We start from the raw sequence: 18,143 nt of genomic DNA on the forward strand, positions 1-18,143 counted from the left end.
CGGAGTGATCAAGGCCGACCGTAGCAGCCGTCAAGCGCCGGACCGGGGCGGCGCTTCCTGGGGCGTGGGCGCCGTAGGCTGTTTGCGTGCTCTTGCTCGCTCTGGATACCGCCACCCCCGCCGTCACCGTCGCGCTGCACGACGGTACGGACGTCATCGCCTCGTCGAGCCAGGTGGACGCGCGCCGGCACGGCGAGCTGCTGCTGCCGGCCGTCGACCGGGTCCTCGCCGAGGCCGGTGTGACGCTCGACGCCGTCACCGGCATCGTCGTAGGCATCGGACCCGGCCCGTACACCGGACTGCGCGTCGGTCTGATGACCGCCGACACCTTCGGGCTCGTCCTCGGCGTCCCCGTGCACGGCGTGTGCACGCTCGACGGCCTCGCGTACGCCGCCGACATCGAGAAGGGCCCCTTCGTCGTGGCGACCGACGCCCGGCGCAAGGAGGTCTACTGGGCGAAGTACGCCGACTCCCACACCCGCCTGACCGACCCGGCCGTCGACCGGCCCGCCGACATCGCCGAGGAGGTCGCCGGACTGCCGGCCGTCGGCGCGGGCGCGCTGCTGTACCCCGACACGTTCCCCAGCGCCCACGAGCCCGAGCACGTGTCGGCGGCGGCCCTGGCCGGACTGGCCGCCGGAAGACTGGCGGCGGGCGAGGAACTCCCCGCGCCCCGGCCGCTGTATCTGCGCCGGCCCGATGCCCAGGTCCCCAAGAACTACAAGGTGGTCACCCCCAAGTGACAGGACAGACGACCGGACCGCAGGCCGGGCCGCCCGTGACTCCTGTGCTGCGCGAGATGCGCTGGTGGGACATCGACCCCGTGCTGGAGCTGGAGAGGAACCTCTTCCCCGAGGACGCGTGGTCGCGGGGCATGTTCTGGTCCGAACTGGCCCACTCCCGCGGGCCCGAGGCGACGCGGCGCTATGTCGTGGCCGAGGAGGGTGAGCGGATCGTCGGCTACGCCGGGCTCGCCTCCTCCGGCGACCTGGCCGACGTCCAGACCATCGCCGTGGCCCGCGACCACCAGGGGACGGGCCTCGGCAGCCGTCTGCTCACCGACCTGCTGCAGGCCGCGACCGCCTTCGAGTGCGCCGAGGTCATGCTGGAGTGCCGGGTGGACAACGTCCGCGCGCAGAAGCTGTACGAGCGTTTCGGCTTCGAGGCCATCGGCTTCCGGCGCGGCTACTACCAGCCGGGGAACATCGACGCCCTCGTGATGCGACTGACCGACCCTTCCACTTCCGTACCAGGAACTTCCGTACAAGGAACCGAGATCAATGGCTGACGAACCACTCGTCCTCGGCATCGAGACCTCCTGCGACGAGACCGGCGTCGGCATCGTCCGCGGCACCACCCTGCTCGCCGACGCCGTCGCGTCCAGCGTCGACGAGCACGCCCGTTTCGGCGGCGTCGTCCCGGAGGTCGCCTCCCGGGCGCACCTGGAGGCGATGGTCCCGACCATCGACCGCGCGCTGAAGGAGGCCGGGGTGAGCGCCCGCGACCTCGACGGCATCGCGGTGACCGCCGGTCCCGGCCTGGCGGGCGCGCTGCTGGTCGGCGTCTCGGCCGCGAAGGCGTACGCCTACGCGCTCGGCAAGCCGCTCTACGGCGTCAACCACCTCGCCTCCCACATCTGCGTGGACCAGCTGGAGCACGGCAGCCTGCCGGAGCCGACGATGGCGCTGCTGGTCAGCGGCGGCCACTCGTCGCTGCTGCTGTCGGCCGACATCACCTCCGACGTGCGGCCCCTGGGCGCGACCATCGACGACGCGGCCGGGGAGGCCTTCGACAAGATCGCCCGCGTGCTGAACCTGGGCTTCCCGGGCGGTCCGGTCATCGACCGGTACGCGCGCGAGGGCGACCCGGAGGCGATCGCGTTCCCGCGCGGTCTGACCGGGCCGCGCGATCCGGCGTACGACTTCTCCTTCTCGGGGTTGAAGACCGCCGTGGCCCGCTGGATCGAGGCCAAGCGGGCGGCGGGCGAGGAGGTGCCGGTGCGGGATGTCGCGGCGTCCTTCCAGGAGGCGGTGGTGGATGTGCTCACGCGCAAGGCCGTACGGGCCTGTCGCGACGAGGGCGTCGACCACCTGATGATCGGCGGCGGTGTCGCCGCCAACTCCCGGCTGCGGGCGCTGGCCCAGGAGCGGTGCGAGGCGGCCGGGATCCGGCTGCGGGTGCCCCGGCCGAAGCTGTGCACGGACAACGGGGCGATGGTGGCCGCGCTGGGCGCGGAGATGGTGGCACGGAACCGGACCGCGTCCAGCTGGGACCTCTCGGCGGACTCGTCGTTGCCGGTGACGGATCCTCATGTACCGGGCGACTTCGGCGACGAGGGCCACGGTCACGGTCATGCCCGTCACCACGGTCACGACCATGTGCACGAGGTCAGCAGAGAGAACCTCTACTCGTGACGGTCGCCCTGATGTGGGAGGGGCGGGCGGTGCCGGGGCGGGGTGAGGAGCTGCTGGCGTGGGTGCGGCAGCAGGAGCTTGCCGGGGAGCCCCTGCGCCGGGAGACCTTCCGCGCCCCGCAGGACCGGGTGCTCGTCATCACCTGGTGGGATGCGCCGTACGATGCCGAACTCCCCGAACTGCCGGATCCGGACGGGGAGTTGGCCGCTCGGGCGGTGCATCGGTGGCGGTTCGAGTCGGTGGGGGAAGGCTAGCGGGGTGCCGGGGGGACTGCCGGCTACCTGGTCGACGACCGCGCGGCGTGCCGCCCGCGGTCTCAAGGGTTTCGGGAGCATGTGGGGCTGAGTCGGGAGAAGTTCGGCTCGCGGGTTCATGTCCACGCCGAGCCCGAGCCCCTCGAACGCCTCGTACAGCACACCCGTACGCCGCAGCGTGGGGCGCCGAGGGTGTCCGGGCCGCCGGACGGCGTGCCGGTGGTGGTGGGAGTCGGTGGGTACCGGCTGACCGAGAGTTCCCATGGCCTGCTCTCGACGCGGCCTCGCCACAGCAGCAGCCCGTTCTTGCGCTCTGAACCAGCTGTCGCGCAGGAAGGCGTGGGTGGGCAGGAGGGCGCGGGTGTCCTCGACGGGGATAGCCTTCTCGAAGCGCCGCACCTCGCTGACGCCTTGATCCTGGTCGCCTTCAGGCAGGAGGTTGAGGACCACGAGCCAGGCGAGCAGGAGGGCGCCGAATCCCAGCGCGCGGGGTTCGACCGGGGGAAAGCCGTGGACGAGGGCCGCCGCTGCCATGCTGACGGCGGTGGAGACCAGCACTGAGAAGGCGGCCCGCAACTCATGGTGGAGCAACCTGTCCAACGCACCCCCCGCCGACTCCCCGCGCGGAGGGTCACCCCAACCCCGACACCTCCGCCTCGCACCGCAGCCGCCGGTCGGGGCCGAGCACCCGGACCGGTCCCGTCACTGTGAGCCGGGCGGTGTGCCGTACGTCCGCGCTGGACGCGGCCAACCGTAGTTCGAGGGCACCGGGCTCGACCACCCTCCGCCCCGAACGGTCGGTGAACGCCGAGAGATCCGTGTGGAACCGGAAGGTCACCCGGCTCGCCTCGCCCGGCGCCAGCTCCACGCGCCGGTAGCCGATCAGACGCACATCGGGCCGGGTCACCGAGGCCACCGGGTCGTGCAGATACAGCTGGACGACCTCCGCGCCCGCGCGGTCGCCCGTATTGCGGACGGTCAGCGACACGTCGTACGACCCGTCCGTGCCGATCTCTGTCGTGCCCTCGCCGCCGGTGAAGTCCTCCCACGCGAACGACGTGTACGACCGCCCGTGCCCGAAGGCGTACAGCGGTGTCGGATCCAGGTTGCTGACCTCGTCCGCCAGTCCCAGCGGCGGCTGGAGATACGTCCACGGCTGGCCGCCGGGCACCCGCGGCACGCTCACCGGCAGGCGGCCCGACGGGTTGACGCGGCCGGACAGCACTCCCGCCACCGCCGGGCCGCCCTCCTCCCCCGGGAAGAACGCCTGAACCACGGCGGCGAGCCGTCCGTGCCAGCGGCCCAGGGCGTACGGGCGGCCGGTGAGGAGGACCAGGACGACCGGGACGCCCGTCGCAACCAGTGAGTCGAGGAACTCGCCCTGTACGCCGGGGAGTCGGAGGTCGGTCACGTCGCAGCCCTCGCCCGACGTGCCCCGCCCGAAGAGCCCCGCCCGGTCGCCCAGCACCGCCAGGCACACATCCGCCTCCGACGCCCGCGCCACGGCCTCCTCGAAGCCCGCCGTGTCCGGGTCGGACACCCCGCAGCCCTCGGCGAACGTGACCTTGGCATCGGGGAGTTCGGCGCGCAGGGCCTCCAGGACCGTCGGGATCTCGATGCCCATCGGGATGCCGGGGTGGTGGGTGAGGACGTGGGACGGGAAGGAGTAGCACCCCAGCATCGCCAGGGCGTCGGCCGCGCGCGGGCCCACCACCGCGATACGGGCGTCGGGGGAGAGGGGCAGGACGCCGTCCTGGTTGTCGAGCAGGACCACGGACTGCTCGGCCAGGCGGCGGGCCACCGCGCGGTTCGCGGGGGAGTCCAGGTCGAAGTGGGTCGCCGTCGGCTCCGGGGTCCAGTCCTCGTCCAGGAGGCCCAGGTCGCACTTCTGGAGCAGGACCCGGCGGGCCGCGCGGTCCACCAGCTCCTCCGGCACATCGCCCGCCCGAACGGCCTCCAGCAGGGGTTTTCCGTAGCAGTTCAGCGTCGGCAGCTCCACGTCGAGACCGGCGGCCAGCGCGGCGTGCGCGGCCTCGGCGGGCGTACCGGCGACGCGGTGCAGGGTCTGGAGGAAGGCGACACCGAAGTAGTCGGCCACGACCGTTCCCGTGAAACCCCACTCCCCGCGGAGGAGTTCGGTGAGCAGCGCCGGGTCGGCGGAGGCCGGGACGCCGTCCGTCTCGTTGTACGCCGCCATCACCGAGCGCGCGCCGCCCTCGCGCAGAGCCATCTCGAAGGGGGGCAGGGTGACGTCCGCGAACTCCCGGACGCCCGCCCGGACGGGAGCGAGGTTGCGGGCGCCCGCCGAGGACGCGTACCCGGCGAAGTGCTTGAGCGTGGCGACGACCCCGGCCGACTCCAGGCCCCGGACGTAGGCCGTGCCGATCGTGCCGGTCAGGTACGGGTCCTCGCCGATGGTCTCCTCGACACGGCCCCAGCGCGGATCGCGTACGACGTCCAGGACGGGCGCGAGACCCTGGTGGACGCCGACCGAGCGCAGGTCCTGGCCGATGCGGCGGGCCATCTCCTCGACGAGCGGGGGGTTGAAGGCGGCCCCCCACGCCAGCGGTACCGGGTAGGCCGTGGCCTGCCAGGCCGTGAAGCCCGCCAGGCACTCCTCGTGGGCCACCGCCGGGATGCCGAAGCGGCCGGCCTCGGCGATACGGCGCTGGGCGCGGGCCAGTGCCTGCGCGCCCAGCGCCGGGTCCACCGGGGCGGTGCCGAAGGAGCGGGTGAGCTGTCCGAGGCCGTGGGTGATCAGCTCGGCGAAGTCGTCGGCGGAGCCCGCGGTCATGTCCTGCTGGTGCGGGGCGACCCCGTCACCGTCCGTGGCGGCGCCCACCCACACGCCGTACAGCTGGGCGGTCTTCTCCTCCAGGGTCATCCGGGAGAGGAGGGCGTCGACGCGGTCGGCGGCGGGCAGGGCGGGGTCGCGCCAGGGGGCGGTGGTCATGAAACTCCTGTCGGGGCGGGGCCCACTCGCGAATGTTTCGTTAGTCACCTCGAATGTTCCGGAAACCTAGGGGTGGTGAGAAGGGTTCGTCAAGAGGCCGCGCAGGGATACGATCGCCGCCATGACACCCTCGGAGTCCGCCGAAACCCGGACCACAACGCGTGAAACCCGGACGACATCACCGTCGGCCGGCCGGTCCACGCAGACCGCGACGCTCGCCGAGATCGCCCGCGAGGCCGGCGTGTCCGCGCCGACTGTTTCGAAGGTCCTCAACGGACGTGCCGACGTGGCCCCCGGCACCCGCACCCGCGTCGAGGAACTGCTGCGCGCCCACGGCTACCGGCGCCGGCGCGCCGAGGCCGGCCGCTCGCCCCTGATCGACCTGGTCTTCCACGAGCTGGAGAGCGCGTGGGCGATGGAGGTCATCCGAGGCGTGGAGAACGTGGCCCGGGACGCCGGGCTGAGCGTCGTGCTGAGCGAGAGCGCCGGCCGGCTCACCCCCGGCCGGACCTGGGCCGACCAGGTCGCCGCCCGCCGCCCGCACGGTGTGGTCCTCGTGCTGTCCGGCCTCGACGAGTCCCAGCGCGCCCTGCTGACCAGCCGCTCCATCCCGTTCGTGGTGATGGACCCGGCGGGCGACCCGGGCCCCGACGTGCCGTCCATCGGGGCGACCAACTGGCAGGGCGGGCTCGCCGCCACCCGGCATCTGGTCGAGCTGGGCCACCGCAGGATCGGCGCGATCACCGGGCCGTCCCGGATGATGTGCAGCCGCGCCCGCATCGACGGCTACCGCGCCGCGCTGGAGACGGCCGGGCTGCCCGTCGATCCCGACCTGATCCGGCCCGGCGACTTCCACCACGAGACCGGTTACCGGCAGGGCCTGGAGCTGCTGCGCCGCCCGGACCGGCCGACCGCCGTGTTCGCCGGCAACGACCTCCAGGCGCTCGGGCTGTACGAGGCCGCGCGCGAGCTGGGGCTGCGGATTCCGGAGGATCTGAGCGTGGTGGGCTTCGACGATCTGCCGGTCGCGCGCTGGGTGGGGCCGCCGCTGACGACCGTACGGCAGCCGCTGACGGAGATGGCGGAGGCGGCGGCGAAGCTGGTCCTGGACCTGGCGCGGGAGGAGGGGGCGCCGGTGGCGACGCGGGTGGAACTGGCGACCAGCCTGGTGGTGCGCAGCAGTACGGGGACGCCTCCGGCGGTTTAGCAGCGAACAACGGTTGCTGTATTGACGGGTGTTTCGTGCCGCCCCACACTGCACCGAAGCCAATCGGTTGTTCAACCGAAACTTTCGGAGGCGCCCGTCATGAGATCTCTGAGAACCGGCTTATCCCTGCCCTGACGGCACTTGTGACCTCGCCGCCGCCAAGGGCAAGGTCATGGGTACGGCCGTCACCGGCTCCAAACTCACCGGCACCTACGGCGACATCGCCGGCCGGGAGTTCAACGCGCTGACCCCCGGCAACGCCACGGCAGCTGGACCCCGGCCCAGCTGAGTCAGCTGATGAACGACCACATCGCCACGGAAGTCGGCCGCTACAAGGGCAGGCTGGCGACCTGGGACGTGGTGAACGAGCCGTTCAACGAGGACGGCACCTACCGCCAGACCCTCTGGTACAACGGCCTCGGCGCCGACTACATCGCCCAGGCCCTGACCGCGGCCCGTGCCGCCGACCCGAGCGCCAAGCTGTACATCAACGACTACAACGTCGAGGGCGTCAACGCGAAGAGCACGGCGCTGTACAACCTGGTCAAGTCCCTGAAGGAGCGCGGAGTCCCGATCGACGGGGTGGGACTGCAGGCTCACCTGATCCTCGGCCAGGGTCCGTCGACGATGCAGCAGAACATCCAGCGGTTCGCCGATCTCGGCGTCGACGTGGCGATCACGGAGCTGGACATCCGTATGCAACTGCCCTCGGACAGCGCCAAGCTGAGCCGACAGGCCGCCGACTACAAAGCGGTCATGAACGCCTGCCTCGCGGTGTCCCGGTGCGTCGGCGTCACCGTCTGGGGCTTCACCGACTCCGACTCCTGGATCCCCAGCACCTTCCCGGGGCAGGGCGCGGCGACGCCGTACGACGAGAACTACGCGCCGAAACCGGCGTACTACGCGATCGCGGAGTCGCTCGGCGGCACGACAACGCCACCGCCGACGGGCGCGTGCACGGCGACCTACAGCGTCCCCAGCCAGTGGAACACCGGCTTCACCGGGCAGGTCAGGATCGCCTGCTCGGGGGCGGCGCTGTCGTCCTGGAAGGCGAGCTGGACATTCGGCGCGGGGCAACAGCTCACGCAGGCCTGGAACGCGAGCTGCACACAGTCGGGGGCGACGGTCACCTGTTCCAACGCCTCGTACAACGGGACGGTTCCCGACGGCGGTTCGGTGACCTTCGGGTTCAACGGGTCGTGGAGCGGGAGCAATCCGGTGCCGACGGTGAGCCTGAGCTGAGGTGCGGCATCGAAGTCTGAGAATTTCCGAAGAAAACCCGGTCTGACGTTCCTGCCCGTAATAATTCGGACTTACGTTCCTGCCTGTGACCGGACGAGACGAGAACGGGGACGACGGCAGACGAGTGGGCCGACGGTCGAGAGCGCTGAGGACCGTCGGCATCGTCCTGGCGGGCGCGGTGGTGCTGGGCGTGGGCGCGGTGGGCTGGGCCTACTGGCACCTGAGCGACAACATCAAGAGCGTCGACATCAACAACGCGCTCGGCGACGACCGCCCGCCGAGGGCGATGACGACCCCGTCGCCCTCGGCCTCCGTATCGGCGCCGCCGCTGCCCACCGAGGCCCTGAACATCCTCGTCCTCGGCTCGGACTCGCGCAGCGGCGAGGAGAACCAGGAACTCGGCGGCGGCAGCAGCACCGGCGCCCGCTCGGACACGGCGATGGTGGTCCACCTCGACGCCGGCCGCACCGGGGCCACGATCGTCAGCATCCCGCGCGACACCCTCGTCACCCGCCCGTCCTGCCCGCTGCCGTCGGGCGGTTCGACGGAGGTGGCGTACACCTCGATGTTCAACAACGCGTACGCGATCGGCGGCCCCGTATGCGCCGTCAAAACGGTCGAGTCGATCACGAACATCCGCATGGACCACTACATCGAGATCGACTTCTCGGGCTTCGCGAAGCTGGTGGACGCGCTGGGCGGCGTCACGGTCACGACGGACGAGGACATAGATGACGAGGACAGCCACCTCCGACTCGACGCAGGCACCCATCACCTGGACGGACAGCAGGCCCTGGCCCTGGCCCGCACCCGGCACGGCATCGGCGACGGCAGCGACCTGGGCCGGATAGGCCTCCAGCAGAAGCTGGTGAAGGCCCTCCTGGACCAGATCTCCACCGCCGGCCTCCTCGCCGACCCGGCGCGGCTCTACCGCGTCGCCGACGCGGTGACGGGCAGCCTCACGACGGACACGGGACTGGACTCGCTGAGCGAGCTGATGAGGCTGGGGCAGAGCTTGAGGGGGTTGTCGTCGGACGCGGTGCGGACGGTGACGATGCCGGTGGTGCCGGCGGCTTCGGACCGGAACCGGGTGGTGGCGGAGGAGCCGGAGGCGAGCGAGCTGTGGGAGTCGTTGCGCTGAGGCGGCAGCCGCCGGGTCGGCCGACTGCATTCCGGACTCTGCCGGGGACGGCGTGGGGCTCCTCAACAGCTGAAGCGGACGCTGCCTGCGGAAACGTCGGCCGGAAAAAGGAGTTCGAAGAAATCCGGGGAGCGTGTCGATCCAGGGGCCTCCCGTTCGACGCAGGGGTGAGAGGCCGGGAAGGACCCGGCCGATCCGATCCGACCCGAGGAGTCACCATGCCCCGCTACCTGTCGCTCGTGAAGATCGACGAGAACACGATGCCCGCCGAGGGCCCCAGCCCCGAGCTGATGCAGCGCATGGGCGAGCTGATCGAGGAGGTCACCAAGGCCGGCGTCATGCTCGACACCGCCGGGCTGACGCCGTCCGCGCAGGGCACCCGAATGCACTGGGAGGGCGGCAAGATCTCCGTCACCGACGGGCCCTTCACCGAGGCCAAGGAGGTCGTCGGCGGCTACGCGATCATGCAGTGCAAGGACAAGGCCGAGGCGCTGGAGTGGACCAAGCGGTTCCTGAAGGTGCACGAGGAGTACTGGACGGTGACCTGCGAGGTGCGGGAGATCGCGGAGGGCTGAGCCTTCCTTGGCCTGCGGCCGCGCGGGGTGTTCGATGGTGGGTTGTGGAACCACAGGCCGTTGAACCACAGCCCACCGCCGATCCGCGCGGCACCGTCGAGACCGTCTTCCGCATCGAGTCCCCCCGCGTCATCGCCGCCGTCGCCCGCATGGTCCGCGACGTCGGCATCGCCGAGGAGCTCGCGCAGGACGCGCTCGTCGCGGCGCTGGAGCAGTGGCCCCGGGACGGCATCCCCGACAACCCGGGCGCCTGGCTCATGGCCACCGCCAGGCACCGCGCCGTGGACCTGATCCGCCGCCGCGAGAACTACGCCCGCAAGCTGGCCGAGATCGGCCGCGACCTGGAGACGACGGCACCACCGCAGGAGCCGTCCGCCCTCTACGACCCCGACGACATCGACGACGACCTGCTCCGCCTCGTCTTCACCACCTGCCACCCGGTCCTGTCGCCGGAGGCTCGCATCGCCCTCACCCTGCGCCTCCTCGGCGGCCTGACGACACCGGAGATCGCCCGGGCGTTCCTGGTCCCGGAAGCGACCGTCGCCCAACGCATCGTCCGCGCCAAGCGCACGCTCGCCACCAAGAACATCGCCTTCGAGGTCCCGTACGGCCCCGACCGCGAGGCCCGTCTCGACTCGGTCCTCGACGTCATCTACCTGATCTTCAACGAGGGATACGCGGCCACCGCCGGCGACGACTGGCTGCGCCCGGCCCTGTGCGAGGACGCGCTGCGCCTGGCCCGCGTGCTGTCGGGACTGATGCCGAAGGAGCCCGAGGTCCACGGCCTGACCTCCCTCCTCGAATTCCAGGCGTCCCGTACGGCAGCCCGCACCGGCCCGTCCGGCGAACCGATCCTCCTCAAGGACCAGAACCGCAGCCGCTGGAACCGCATGCTCATCGCCCGCGGCATCAAGGCGCTGGCCCGAGCGGACGCTACGGCCACGGGCGCCCCCGGCCCGTACGCGCTCCAGGCCGCGATCGCCGCGTGCCACGCGCACGCGTACTCCTACGAGGAGACGGACTGGAAGACGATCGCCGTCCTGTACGGCCTGCTCGCGGCCCGATCCCCCTCCCCGGTGGTCGAGTTGAACCGGGCGGTCGCCGTGTCGATGGCGGAGGGGCCGGAGCCCGCGCTGGAGATCGTCGACGCCCTCGCGTCAGAACCGGCTCTGGACGGCTACCACTTGCTGCCGAGCGTGCGCGGCGATCTGCTGGCGCGGCTGGGGCGTACGGCCGAGGCGCGGGTGGAGTTCGAGCGGGCCGCTCGGCTGGCGGGCAACGCTCGCGAGCGCGACCTGCTGCTGAGCCGGGCGGATGAGGCAAAGGCGGGTCCGTAGAGCGCGGCCGGTGTCAGAATCGACGGACCGTAGGTGAGACCGACGGACCGTCGAGAGCCGGGAGCCCAGGGCAGGAGGTCCGGTCGGAGCCGACGGCCGGTCAGAGAGCGGACATTTCGGGGGACTTGAGTTGATCGAGGCTGTCACGCGGTCCGCGGCCGTCCAAGACCTGGCACTTCCCAGCACGTCGTACACGGCAGCCGGCGCGGTGACCGCCGCGCTGATCGCGGCTGGGATCGCGCTCTGGCAGATGCGCCGGAACCGGATGCTGGAGAGGGAGAAGAGCAAGCTCCAGCAGACCGTCGAGGAACGGAAGATCGAGCTCCAGGAAGCCGCCGACCGGCGGAAGAAGGAGCACGAGTGGGAACAGGAGGAGCGTCGGCGCGCTCAGGAGCGGGAGCGCGAGGAAGCGCGGGCCCGGGAGCGGGAGGCGGCCCGGCGGGGGAGCATGGCGGAGCGGGCGGTGGACTACTGCACGCGCCTCGTGGGGGAGCTGTCGACGCTTCACATCCTCGACATGTCCCGCCCGCTGCCCCTGGACCGCCTCTACGTCCAGGTCCGGGTGCAGGAGCACCAGCCGCTCCGGTTCGTCCGCGACGAGGAACCCGTCCAGGAACGCCGACGGGACGAGGGGGCGCGCAAGGAGTCCGTGGCTCCCGAGTCCGCCGCGGCCCACACCTATGCGCCGGTCGATGCGCTCCAGCGCTACCACCGCGTCGTCGTGGTCGGTGATCCGGGCGCCGGGAAGACCACCATGCTCCGCCACCTGGCCCTGCGCATGGCCAGGCGGGACGGCGGGACGTTGCCCGAGATCCCGGCGTACGTCGAACTGGTCCGGTTCATCGAGAGCGGTCACGACTCCCTGCTCGACTACCTCGCCCGGCACTGGGAGGACCGCTACGGCTTCGCCGACGCCCAGGAGTACCTGGTCGAGAAGCTGACCGACGGCACGGCCGCGCTGCTGCTCGACGGCCTCGACGAGGTCCAGGGCGGACAGAGCGTGGACGAGGCGGCGGGGGCGTACAACCGCGTCACCAAGGAGATCGCCCGGCTGGCCACCCGCTTCCCGAAGGCCCTGATCGCCACGACCTGCCGTCGGCACGGCTGGCAGGGCGGGCTGCCGCAGTTCCAGGTCTTGGAGGCGCTGGACTTCGAGTGGCCGCAGATCGAGACGTTCATCGCCAACTGGTTCGGGGAGGGCGACCGGCACCGCAGCGGACTCCTGCGCGCCCTGTCCGCCAACGCCCGTCTGCAGACGCTCGCCGCGAACCCGCTGCTGCTCAGCCTCATCGCCATCGTCTACGAGAGCGACCTGGAGCTCCCCGAACGGCGGGCCACGCTCTACAAGCGCTGCGTCGAGGTCCTGCTGCGCGAGTGGGACGCGCATCGGCAGATCGCCCGCTACAGCCGCTTCACACGGGACCGCAAACAGGACCTACTCAAGCAGATCGCCTGCCACTACCACCAGCGCGGTCTGCGCACCTTCCCCGAGGCGGACCTGCTCGAACTCATCGCCGACTTCCTCCCGACGATCGACCTGCCCCGCACGGACAACAGGAAGATCCTGGACGAGATAGCCGCCCAGTACGGCCTGCTCAAGGCCCAGGCGCACGGCGTGTACGGCTTTCTGCACCTGACTCTCCAGGAGTACTTCGCGGCCAGCGCCCTCCTGGAGCAGGGGGCGGCCGGCGTCGAGCGTGCGGTGGCCGCGCGCTACGACCCCTGGTGGGAGGAGGTGATCCTGCTGATGGCGGGCTCGCCGGGGGACGCCTCCGAGTTGCTGCTGGGGGTGCTGCAGCTGAGGCCGGGCCGGCCACGGACCCGGAAGGACGCCCCCGAACTGCTGCACCTGCCGGACGACGACCTGTTCCACACCGATCTGCTGCTGGCGGCACGCTGTCTGACGGGGAGCCCCCGGGTGACGGACGTGGAGCTGCGGGCCCAGATCGTGCGGACCGTGTGGGAGTTGCTGAAGACATCGCCGTACGCCGGGGAACGGCAGCGGGCGGCCGAGGCGGTCGTCGGGGTGATCGGCTCGGATCAGCAGCTGGGCGAGGTCATCGCCTACATCACGGACGAGGCGGGAACCGTCGAGGCGCGAGCGGCCCTCGTGGACGCTCTGGCGGCGCGCGGCGGGCGTGACGTGGGCAAGCGACTGCTCGGGGTGCTCACACTCGGGTCCGAACTGCCCGAAGTCCTGCACGAGCACCTCGTCATGGCCCTCGGCACCTTGGGGGTCGGGGAGGCGCTGTCCCAGCTGTCCGCGGAACTGGACGAACTGCTGAACCGCGCGGATTCGCCCGCCCGCGAGGTCGGTGTCGTCCTCAGAGCGCTCGGAGCCATGGAAGCGTCCACGGACGTGATACTGCGCACGATCGACGTCACCGCGGGATGGTCGGACTTCCGGCTGATCGCGGACGCGGTGCGCGACGTGCTCGCGGACGTCAGGGACCCGGGCGTGCGGGAACCGCTCCTGGAGCTTCTGGTGCGCAACGACGAGTGGTTCTTCGAGCGGTCGGTGCTGGCCGAGGCGTATCTGGACATCGCCGGCGAGGGCGGGGCCGGGACGCTGCTCGACGTCGTGCGGTCCGGGCGGACGACGGACTCGCAGAAGCTGCCCTTGATGATGGCGCTGACCAGGTTCATCACCGCCAAGGGGCACAGCCGGACACACCGCGACGCCCTCCTCGCCGTCGCCCACGACGACGCCATGATCTGGCAGGTCCGCTGGCTGGCGCTCGAATGCCTCGACGACGACCCCGGAAGCGTGGAGGAAATCCAAGCGCTCTTCGGCGGCCCGGACGTGCACGTGTCCGTGGCGGCTGCCGCCACGTCGGCCGTCTGGGGAACATCGCCTCGGCTCGACATCATCCGCGACGCGGTCCTGAAGAGACGCGTATCGACCCACATGATGTTCGAGGTGGCGACGAACAGCTCGATGGTGTGGCCGGGCCGGATCGCCAAGCGGCTCGCCGACGCCCTGGCCCCGTATGGCGACATCGGTCTGAGGCGGCATTTCTCCGACCTCGTGCGCGCGGCCGGCGCCTCGTCCGCTGACGGCCTTCCTGTCCCTATGGACAAAGACGTGCTCGCGTGGACCCTGGCATTCGGTCGTGAAGCGGGAATCGACGCGTACTTGAGCCCTCACCTCATCAGCCACGGCCTGTTCGACACAGACGTCATGATCGAGGTCATGCCCCACATTCCCAACTCGCGGGTACAGGCTGTGCTCCGCCACTGCCTCCGGGACCGGAACGTGAGGGTGGTGGACCCCGACGTACTAAGGCTTCTGGACTGGGCGGCCGCAGCCGCCAACGACCCCGAGGCCGTCGCGATGTTGCTGCGGTTCCTTCCCCGAGGCCGCAAGGAGGGCCCGGTCCAGGGCGTCGGGGCCAGGGACAAGGCCCACGACCTCGCCTACGCCGTGAGCCGCCGAGCCCGTGTCCGTGTCCTGCCCGACCACACGATCGTCCCGCTCCCCTGACTGCGCGGGGACCGCAAAGGGACTACGCGGGCTGCCCCACGAGCATCGTCGGCGCGCCCGCCACGCGCGTGAGGAAAACGGTGGCCGAGCCGGGCCCCTGGGGCTTGACCTTCCGCCGCAGCTCCTCCGGTTCGACCGCCGATCCACGCTTCTTGACGGTCAGCGTCCCGACCTGACGTTCCCGCAGCAGGGCCTTCAACTTCTTCACGTTGAAGGGAAGGTGGTCGGTGATCTCGTACGCCGAGGCATACGGTGTCGGCCGCAGCTCGTCCGCCGTGACGTACGCGATGGTCGCGTCGATCAGCCCGCCGTCCAACTGCTCGGCGACCTCGGCCACCAGATGGGCGCGGATGACGGCGCCGTCGGGCTCGTACAAGTACCGCCCGACGGGCCGGACTTCGGGGTCGGGCAGCCCGCGAGAGAGCAGCGAACGCGGACCCGGCAGCAGGGTGGCCCGCACCGCCCCGGGGCCGGTCCCGAACCACAGCACCGCCTCCTTCACGTCCCCGCCGTCCGAGATCCACTCGGCCTCGGCCGGGTCGGGAATCGCCTCGTGCGGAATCCCGGGCGCGATCTTCAGCGCGGCATGCGGTGCCTTCCGGGCGGCCTCGACGGCCCAGGACAGCGGGGGCGAGTACGCCTCCGGGTCGAAGATCCGGCCTCGGCCGCCGCGCCGGGCGGGGTCGACGAACACGGCGTCGTAGCCGGTGGTGTCGACCTCGGTGACGTCCGCTTCCCGTACCTCGACCAGATCCCCGAGCCCGAGCGCCGCCATGTTCACCCGCGCCGCCGCCGCCGTCAGCGGGTCCCGGTCCACCGCCAGCACCCGGATCCCGGCCCGCGCCAACGCGATCGCGTCACCCCCGATCCCGCAGCACAGGTCGGCCACGGAGCCGATCCCCAGCTCCTTCATCCGCCCGGCCCGATACGCCGCGACACTCGCCCGCGTCGACTGCTCGACCCCGTTCGGCGTGAAGAACATGCGCCCCGCGTCCGCCGCCCCGAACTTCGCCACCGCCCGCTGCCGCAGCCGCGCCTGCCCGAGCGCCGCCGACACGAGTTCGGCGGGGTGCTCACGGCGCAGACGGGTGGCGACGGCGAGTTCGTCGGCGGGGTCGAAGTCGCGCACGGCGTCGAGGAGGGCGCGGCCCTCGGGGGTGAGGAGGGAGGCGAAGGAGGCGAGGTCGTTCACCGGGTCATTGTCGGACAGCCGGTGCACCGCCCGCTCCCTGTGGGCCAGTCGGTGGATGGTCCGTCCCCGGCGGCGGTGTCGGCCGGGGTTCGGGGCGAGTGCCTGCGAAGATCCCGCTCCATGCGAGTAGTAGTACAAAATGACAAAAGTACCCCGAATGGGGGAGCCGCGGGACGTCGGCATCCGGCAGCCGGCCTTTCCCCGGACCGGGTCGGGGTCCGGGCCCGGGCTCGGGTCCGCGGCGGAATCACCGCGCTCACCGTCGCCGCCATCGCCTCGGCCTGCGCACCGGCAGACGGAGGCGGCACCGAGGCCGTACGCCCCACCCCGAGCCGACCGCCCCTCAAGGCGCCGCCCCCGGGCCCCACCCCCGGCACCCGGGGTCCGCACGCCGAAGCCCCGCCCGCCAAGAAGTTCAAGTCCGCCCAGGCCGCCCACGCCGCCCGGGTCGCCGCCGCGAGACGCTGGCGTGTGGCAAGAGTCCCGCTCACGCCCCCGCCGCCCCCCGCGAAGAAGCCGAAGATCACCACCCGTAAGGGCTTCGAGGTGGACGGGCACGAGGAGCTCGGCCTCCCGCCGGTCTTCACGACCGTCCCCACCAAACAGCGGGTCGTCTTCCTCACCATCGACGACGGCGCCGAGAAGGACCCGGCGTTCCTGCGGATGATGAGCGATCTGCAGGTGCCGTACACCGCCTTCCTCAGCAACTATCTGATCAAGGAGGACTACGGCTACTTCAAGCGGATGCAGCGCAGCGGCGTGGTCCTGAACAACCACACCCTCCGCCACCCCTACCTGCCGTCCCTGTCCTACCTCGGGCAGAAGCGCGAGATCTGCGGCATGCAGCAGGTGATCCAGGAGCGCTACGGCAAGCGCCCGCTGCTCTTCCGCCCGCCCTTCGGCAACTACGACAGGAACACCCTGCGCGCGGCGAAGCACTGCGGCATCCGGTACGTGCCCCTGTGGAACGAGGAGGTCTTCGTCGACCACTGGGAGTACCGCGAGTGGGACCGGCGGATCCGGCCGGGTGACATCGTCCTCACGCACTTCCGGGGCAGGGACGACTGGAAGGGCACAATGCCCGACATGATCCGCCGGTTCCTGAACAAGGTGACGGCCGACGGGTACGCGGTGGCCCGGCTGGAGGACTACCTGTGAGGTCGGCGTCAGGGGAGCGGGGTGTCGCCGCCGTGGTCGTGGCCTGCGTAGTCCTGGCCTGCGTGCTGCTCGCCGGTTGCACCCAGTCGGCCGATTCCGCCGGCTCCCGTGGAGGGCCGGGCGGCAATGCGGCACAGGAAGGCGGCAGGGCGGCACCAGGACGCAGCAAGGCGGACCAAGAAGCACGATCGGCGAAAGGGCCGACGCAGGCGGCACAGCCGTACCGCCGCTGGGGCCTGACCGCCCCGCTGCCCGCGCCCCCTTCCCCGCCCGCCCGGCGGCAGCCGCCACGCGCGGGTGACCGGTTGCCCGTCGTGGACCGCGTCCCCACCGGCGACCAGGTCGTCTTCCTCACCTACGACGACGGCGCCGAGAAGGACCCCCGCTTCGTCGACATGGTCCGTGAACTGCGCCTGCCCGTCAGCATGTTCCTCACGGACAGCGTGGTCGGCCCGGGCTACGGCCACTTCGCGCGCCTTCGCTCGGTGGGCGCGTCCATCCAGAACCACACCCTCGACCACGCCGCCCTGCGCGGTCTGCCGTACGCCGGCCAGCGCGCCGAGATCTGCGGCCAGCAGAACAAACTCCGCGCCCGCTTCGGCATCCGCCCCCGCCTCTTCCGCCCGCCCTACGGCACGTACGACACCACCACGCTCCGCGCCGCCGCCCACTGCGGGGTCACGGCGGTGGTGCTGTGGCGCGCGGCGATGGAGGGCGACGGCGAACTGACGTACGCCAGGGGCCCCGGCCGGCTGCGGGCCGGGGACATCATCTCCGTCCCTTCGGGTGAGCCGACCGGGCTGAGCCTGCGGGAGCGGACGACGAGGCTGCTGCGGGAGATCCAGGGGCGGGGGCTGACGGTGGGCCGATTGGAGGACTACGTCTGAGGGAACTTTCCGGCGCGCCGACGGAACTCTTCGGCGCCGGTCCAGGCATTCCAGCCCGTCCGGCGTTTGAGGACGAGGCCCGTTCAGGGCCGAAGCGGGGGCCTGGGGGGGGCAGCCCCAGAACGGCCACGGCAACGCCGGTCACCGGAACCAGGGCTCAGCCGGCGCGGCGAACGCGCAGCGAATTAGCAGTCCGCTTGACCGAGTGCTAATCACGGTCATAGTCTCGGCTCTGGCACTCGACAGAGGAGAGTGCCAACAACGCGACGGGCAGGTCCGGCACCCGCGACGACGGATCG

At 71.4% G+C, this 18,143-nt stretch carries 13 protein-coding genes and 1 pseudogene; 12 read left to right on the top strand and 2 right to left on the bottom strand.

Going from position 1 to position 18,143, the window contains the following annotated elements; genetic code table 11:
• Nucleotides 1-86: 86 nt before the first annotated feature.
• Genes tsaB through ACQEV2_RS25615 form a run of 4 tightly spaced genes read left to right on the top strand, consistent with a single transcriptional unit; the run spans nt 87 to nt 2,668 of the window.
• Complete coding sequence (gene tsaB, locus ACQEV2_RS25600) at nt 87-743, top strand: tRNA (adenosine(37)-N6)-threonylcarbamoyltransferase complex dimerization subunit type 1 TsaB (protein ID WP_433045872.1); 657 nt, start codon at nt 87-89, stop codon at nt 741-743.
• A gap of 56 nt (nt 744-799) precedes the next feature.
• On the top strand, nt 800-1,288 hold the full coding sequence (gene rimI, locus ACQEV2_RS25605; protein WP_433054753.1) for a ribosomal protein S18-alanine N-acetyltransferase: 489 nt from the start codon (nt 800-802) through the stop codon (nt 1,286-1,288).
• Nucleotides 1,281-2,414: a tRNA (adenosine(37)-N6)-threonylcarbamoyltransferase complex transferase subunit TsaD gene (tsaD, locus tag ACQEV2_RS25610; RefSeq protein ID WP_433045875.1), complete on the top strand. Its 1,134-nt coding sequence runs from the start codon at nt 1,281-1,283 to the stop codon at nt 2,412-2,414. Before rimI ends, tsaD begins: the two co-directional genes overlap by 8 nt.
• The gene (locus tag ACQEV2_RS25615) at nt 2,411-2,668 is read left to right on the top strand and encodes a hypothetical protein (RefSeq protein WP_433045878.1); all 258 of its coding nucleotides are present in this window, start codon (nt 2,411-2,413) and stop codon (nt 2,666-2,668) included. The genes tsaD and ACQEV2_RS25615 overlap by 4 nt, the downstream gene beginning before the upstream one ends.
• Before the next feature lie 631 nt (nt 2,669-3,299).
• On the opposite strand, the gene ACQEV2_RS25620 is transcribed toward ACQEV2_RS25615, so the two are convergent.
• Nucleotides 3,300-5,621, bottom strand: a complete 2,322-nt coding sequence (locus ACQEV2_RS25620; protein ID WP_433045881.1) for a glycoside hydrolase family 3 N-terminal domain-containing protein — start codon at nt 5,619-5,621, stop codon at nt 3,300-3,302.
• A gap of 121 nt (nt 5,622-5,742) precedes the next feature.
• Between ACQEV2_RS25620 and ACQEV2_RS25625 the strand changes: the two genes are divergently transcribed.
• The 6 genes and pseudogenes from ACQEV2_RS25625 (at nt 5,743) to ACQEV2_RS25650 (ending at nt 14,607) form a co-directional block, all read left to right on the top strand.
• Nucleotides 5,743-6,828: a LacI family DNA-binding transcriptional regulator gene (locus ACQEV2_RS25625; protein ID WP_433045884.1), complete on the top strand. Its 1,086-nt coding sequence runs from the start codon at nt 5,743-5,745 to the stop codon at nt 6,826-6,828.
• Between the two features lie 145 nt (nt 6,829-6,973).
• A pseudogene (locus ACQEV2_RS25630) lies at nt 6,974-8,070 on the top strand (endo-1,4-beta-xylanase); the annotation flags it as partial.
• 85 nt (nt 8,071-8,155) lie between these two features.
• Nucleotides 8,156-9,211 (top strand): LCP family protein, encoded by a 1,056-nt coding sequence (locus ACQEV2_RS25635; RefSeq protein ID WP_433045887.1) that lies wholly within the window; start codon nt 8,156-8,158, stop codon nt 9,209-9,211.
• A 218-nt stretch (nt 9,212-9,429) separates the two neighbouring features.
• Nucleotides 9,430-9,786, top strand: a complete 357-nt coding sequence (locus tag ACQEV2_RS25640) for a YciI family protein (protein ID WP_433045890.1) — start codon at nt 9,430-9,432, stop codon at nt 9,784-9,786.
• Between the two features lie 44 nt (nt 9,787-9,830).
• Nucleotides 9,831-11,123: an RNA polymerase sigma factor gene (locus ACQEV2_RS25645; RefSeq protein WP_433045893.1), complete on the top strand. Its 1,293-nt coding sequence runs from the start codon at nt 9,831-9,833 to the stop codon at nt 11,121-11,123.
• A gap of 130 nt (nt 11,124-11,253) precedes the next feature.
• Nucleotides 11,254-14,607, top strand: coding sequence for an NACHT domain-containing protein (locus ACQEV2_RS25650; RefSeq protein ID WP_433045896.1), 3,354 nt, complete (start codon nt 11,254-11,256; stop codon nt 14,605-14,607).
• Nucleotides 14,608-14,629: 22 nt separating this feature from the next.
• On the opposite strand, the gene ACQEV2_RS25655 is transcribed toward ACQEV2_RS25650, so the two are convergent.
• Nucleotides 14,630-15,799 (bottom strand): class I SAM-dependent methyltransferase, encoded by a 1,170-nt coding sequence (locus tag ACQEV2_RS25655; protein WP_433054755.1) that lies wholly within the window; start codon nt 15,797-15,799, stop codon nt 14,630-14,632.
• A gap of 120 nt (nt 15,800-15,919) precedes the next feature.
• Between ACQEV2_RS25655 and ACQEV2_RS25660 the strand changes: the two genes are divergently transcribed.
• Nucleotides 15,920-16,957, top strand: a complete 1,038-nt coding sequence (locus ACQEV2_RS25660) for a polysaccharide deacetylase family protein (protein WP_433045899.1) — start codon at nt 15,920-15,922, stop codon at nt 16,955-16,957.
• Nucleotides 16,954-17,844, top strand: a complete 891-nt coding sequence (locus ACQEV2_RS25665; protein ID WP_433045902.1) for a polysaccharide deacetylase family protein — start codon at nt 16,954-16,956, stop codon at nt 17,842-17,844. The genes ACQEV2_RS25660 and ACQEV2_RS25665 overlap by 4 nt, the downstream gene beginning before the upstream one ends.
• Nucleotides 17,845-18,143 lie beyond the last annotated feature (299 nt).

The organism is Streptomyces sp. CA-251387, from assembly GCF_050936625.1.
Lineage (GTDB): Bacteria > Actinomycetota > Actinomycetes > Streptomycetales > Streptomycetaceae > Streptomyces.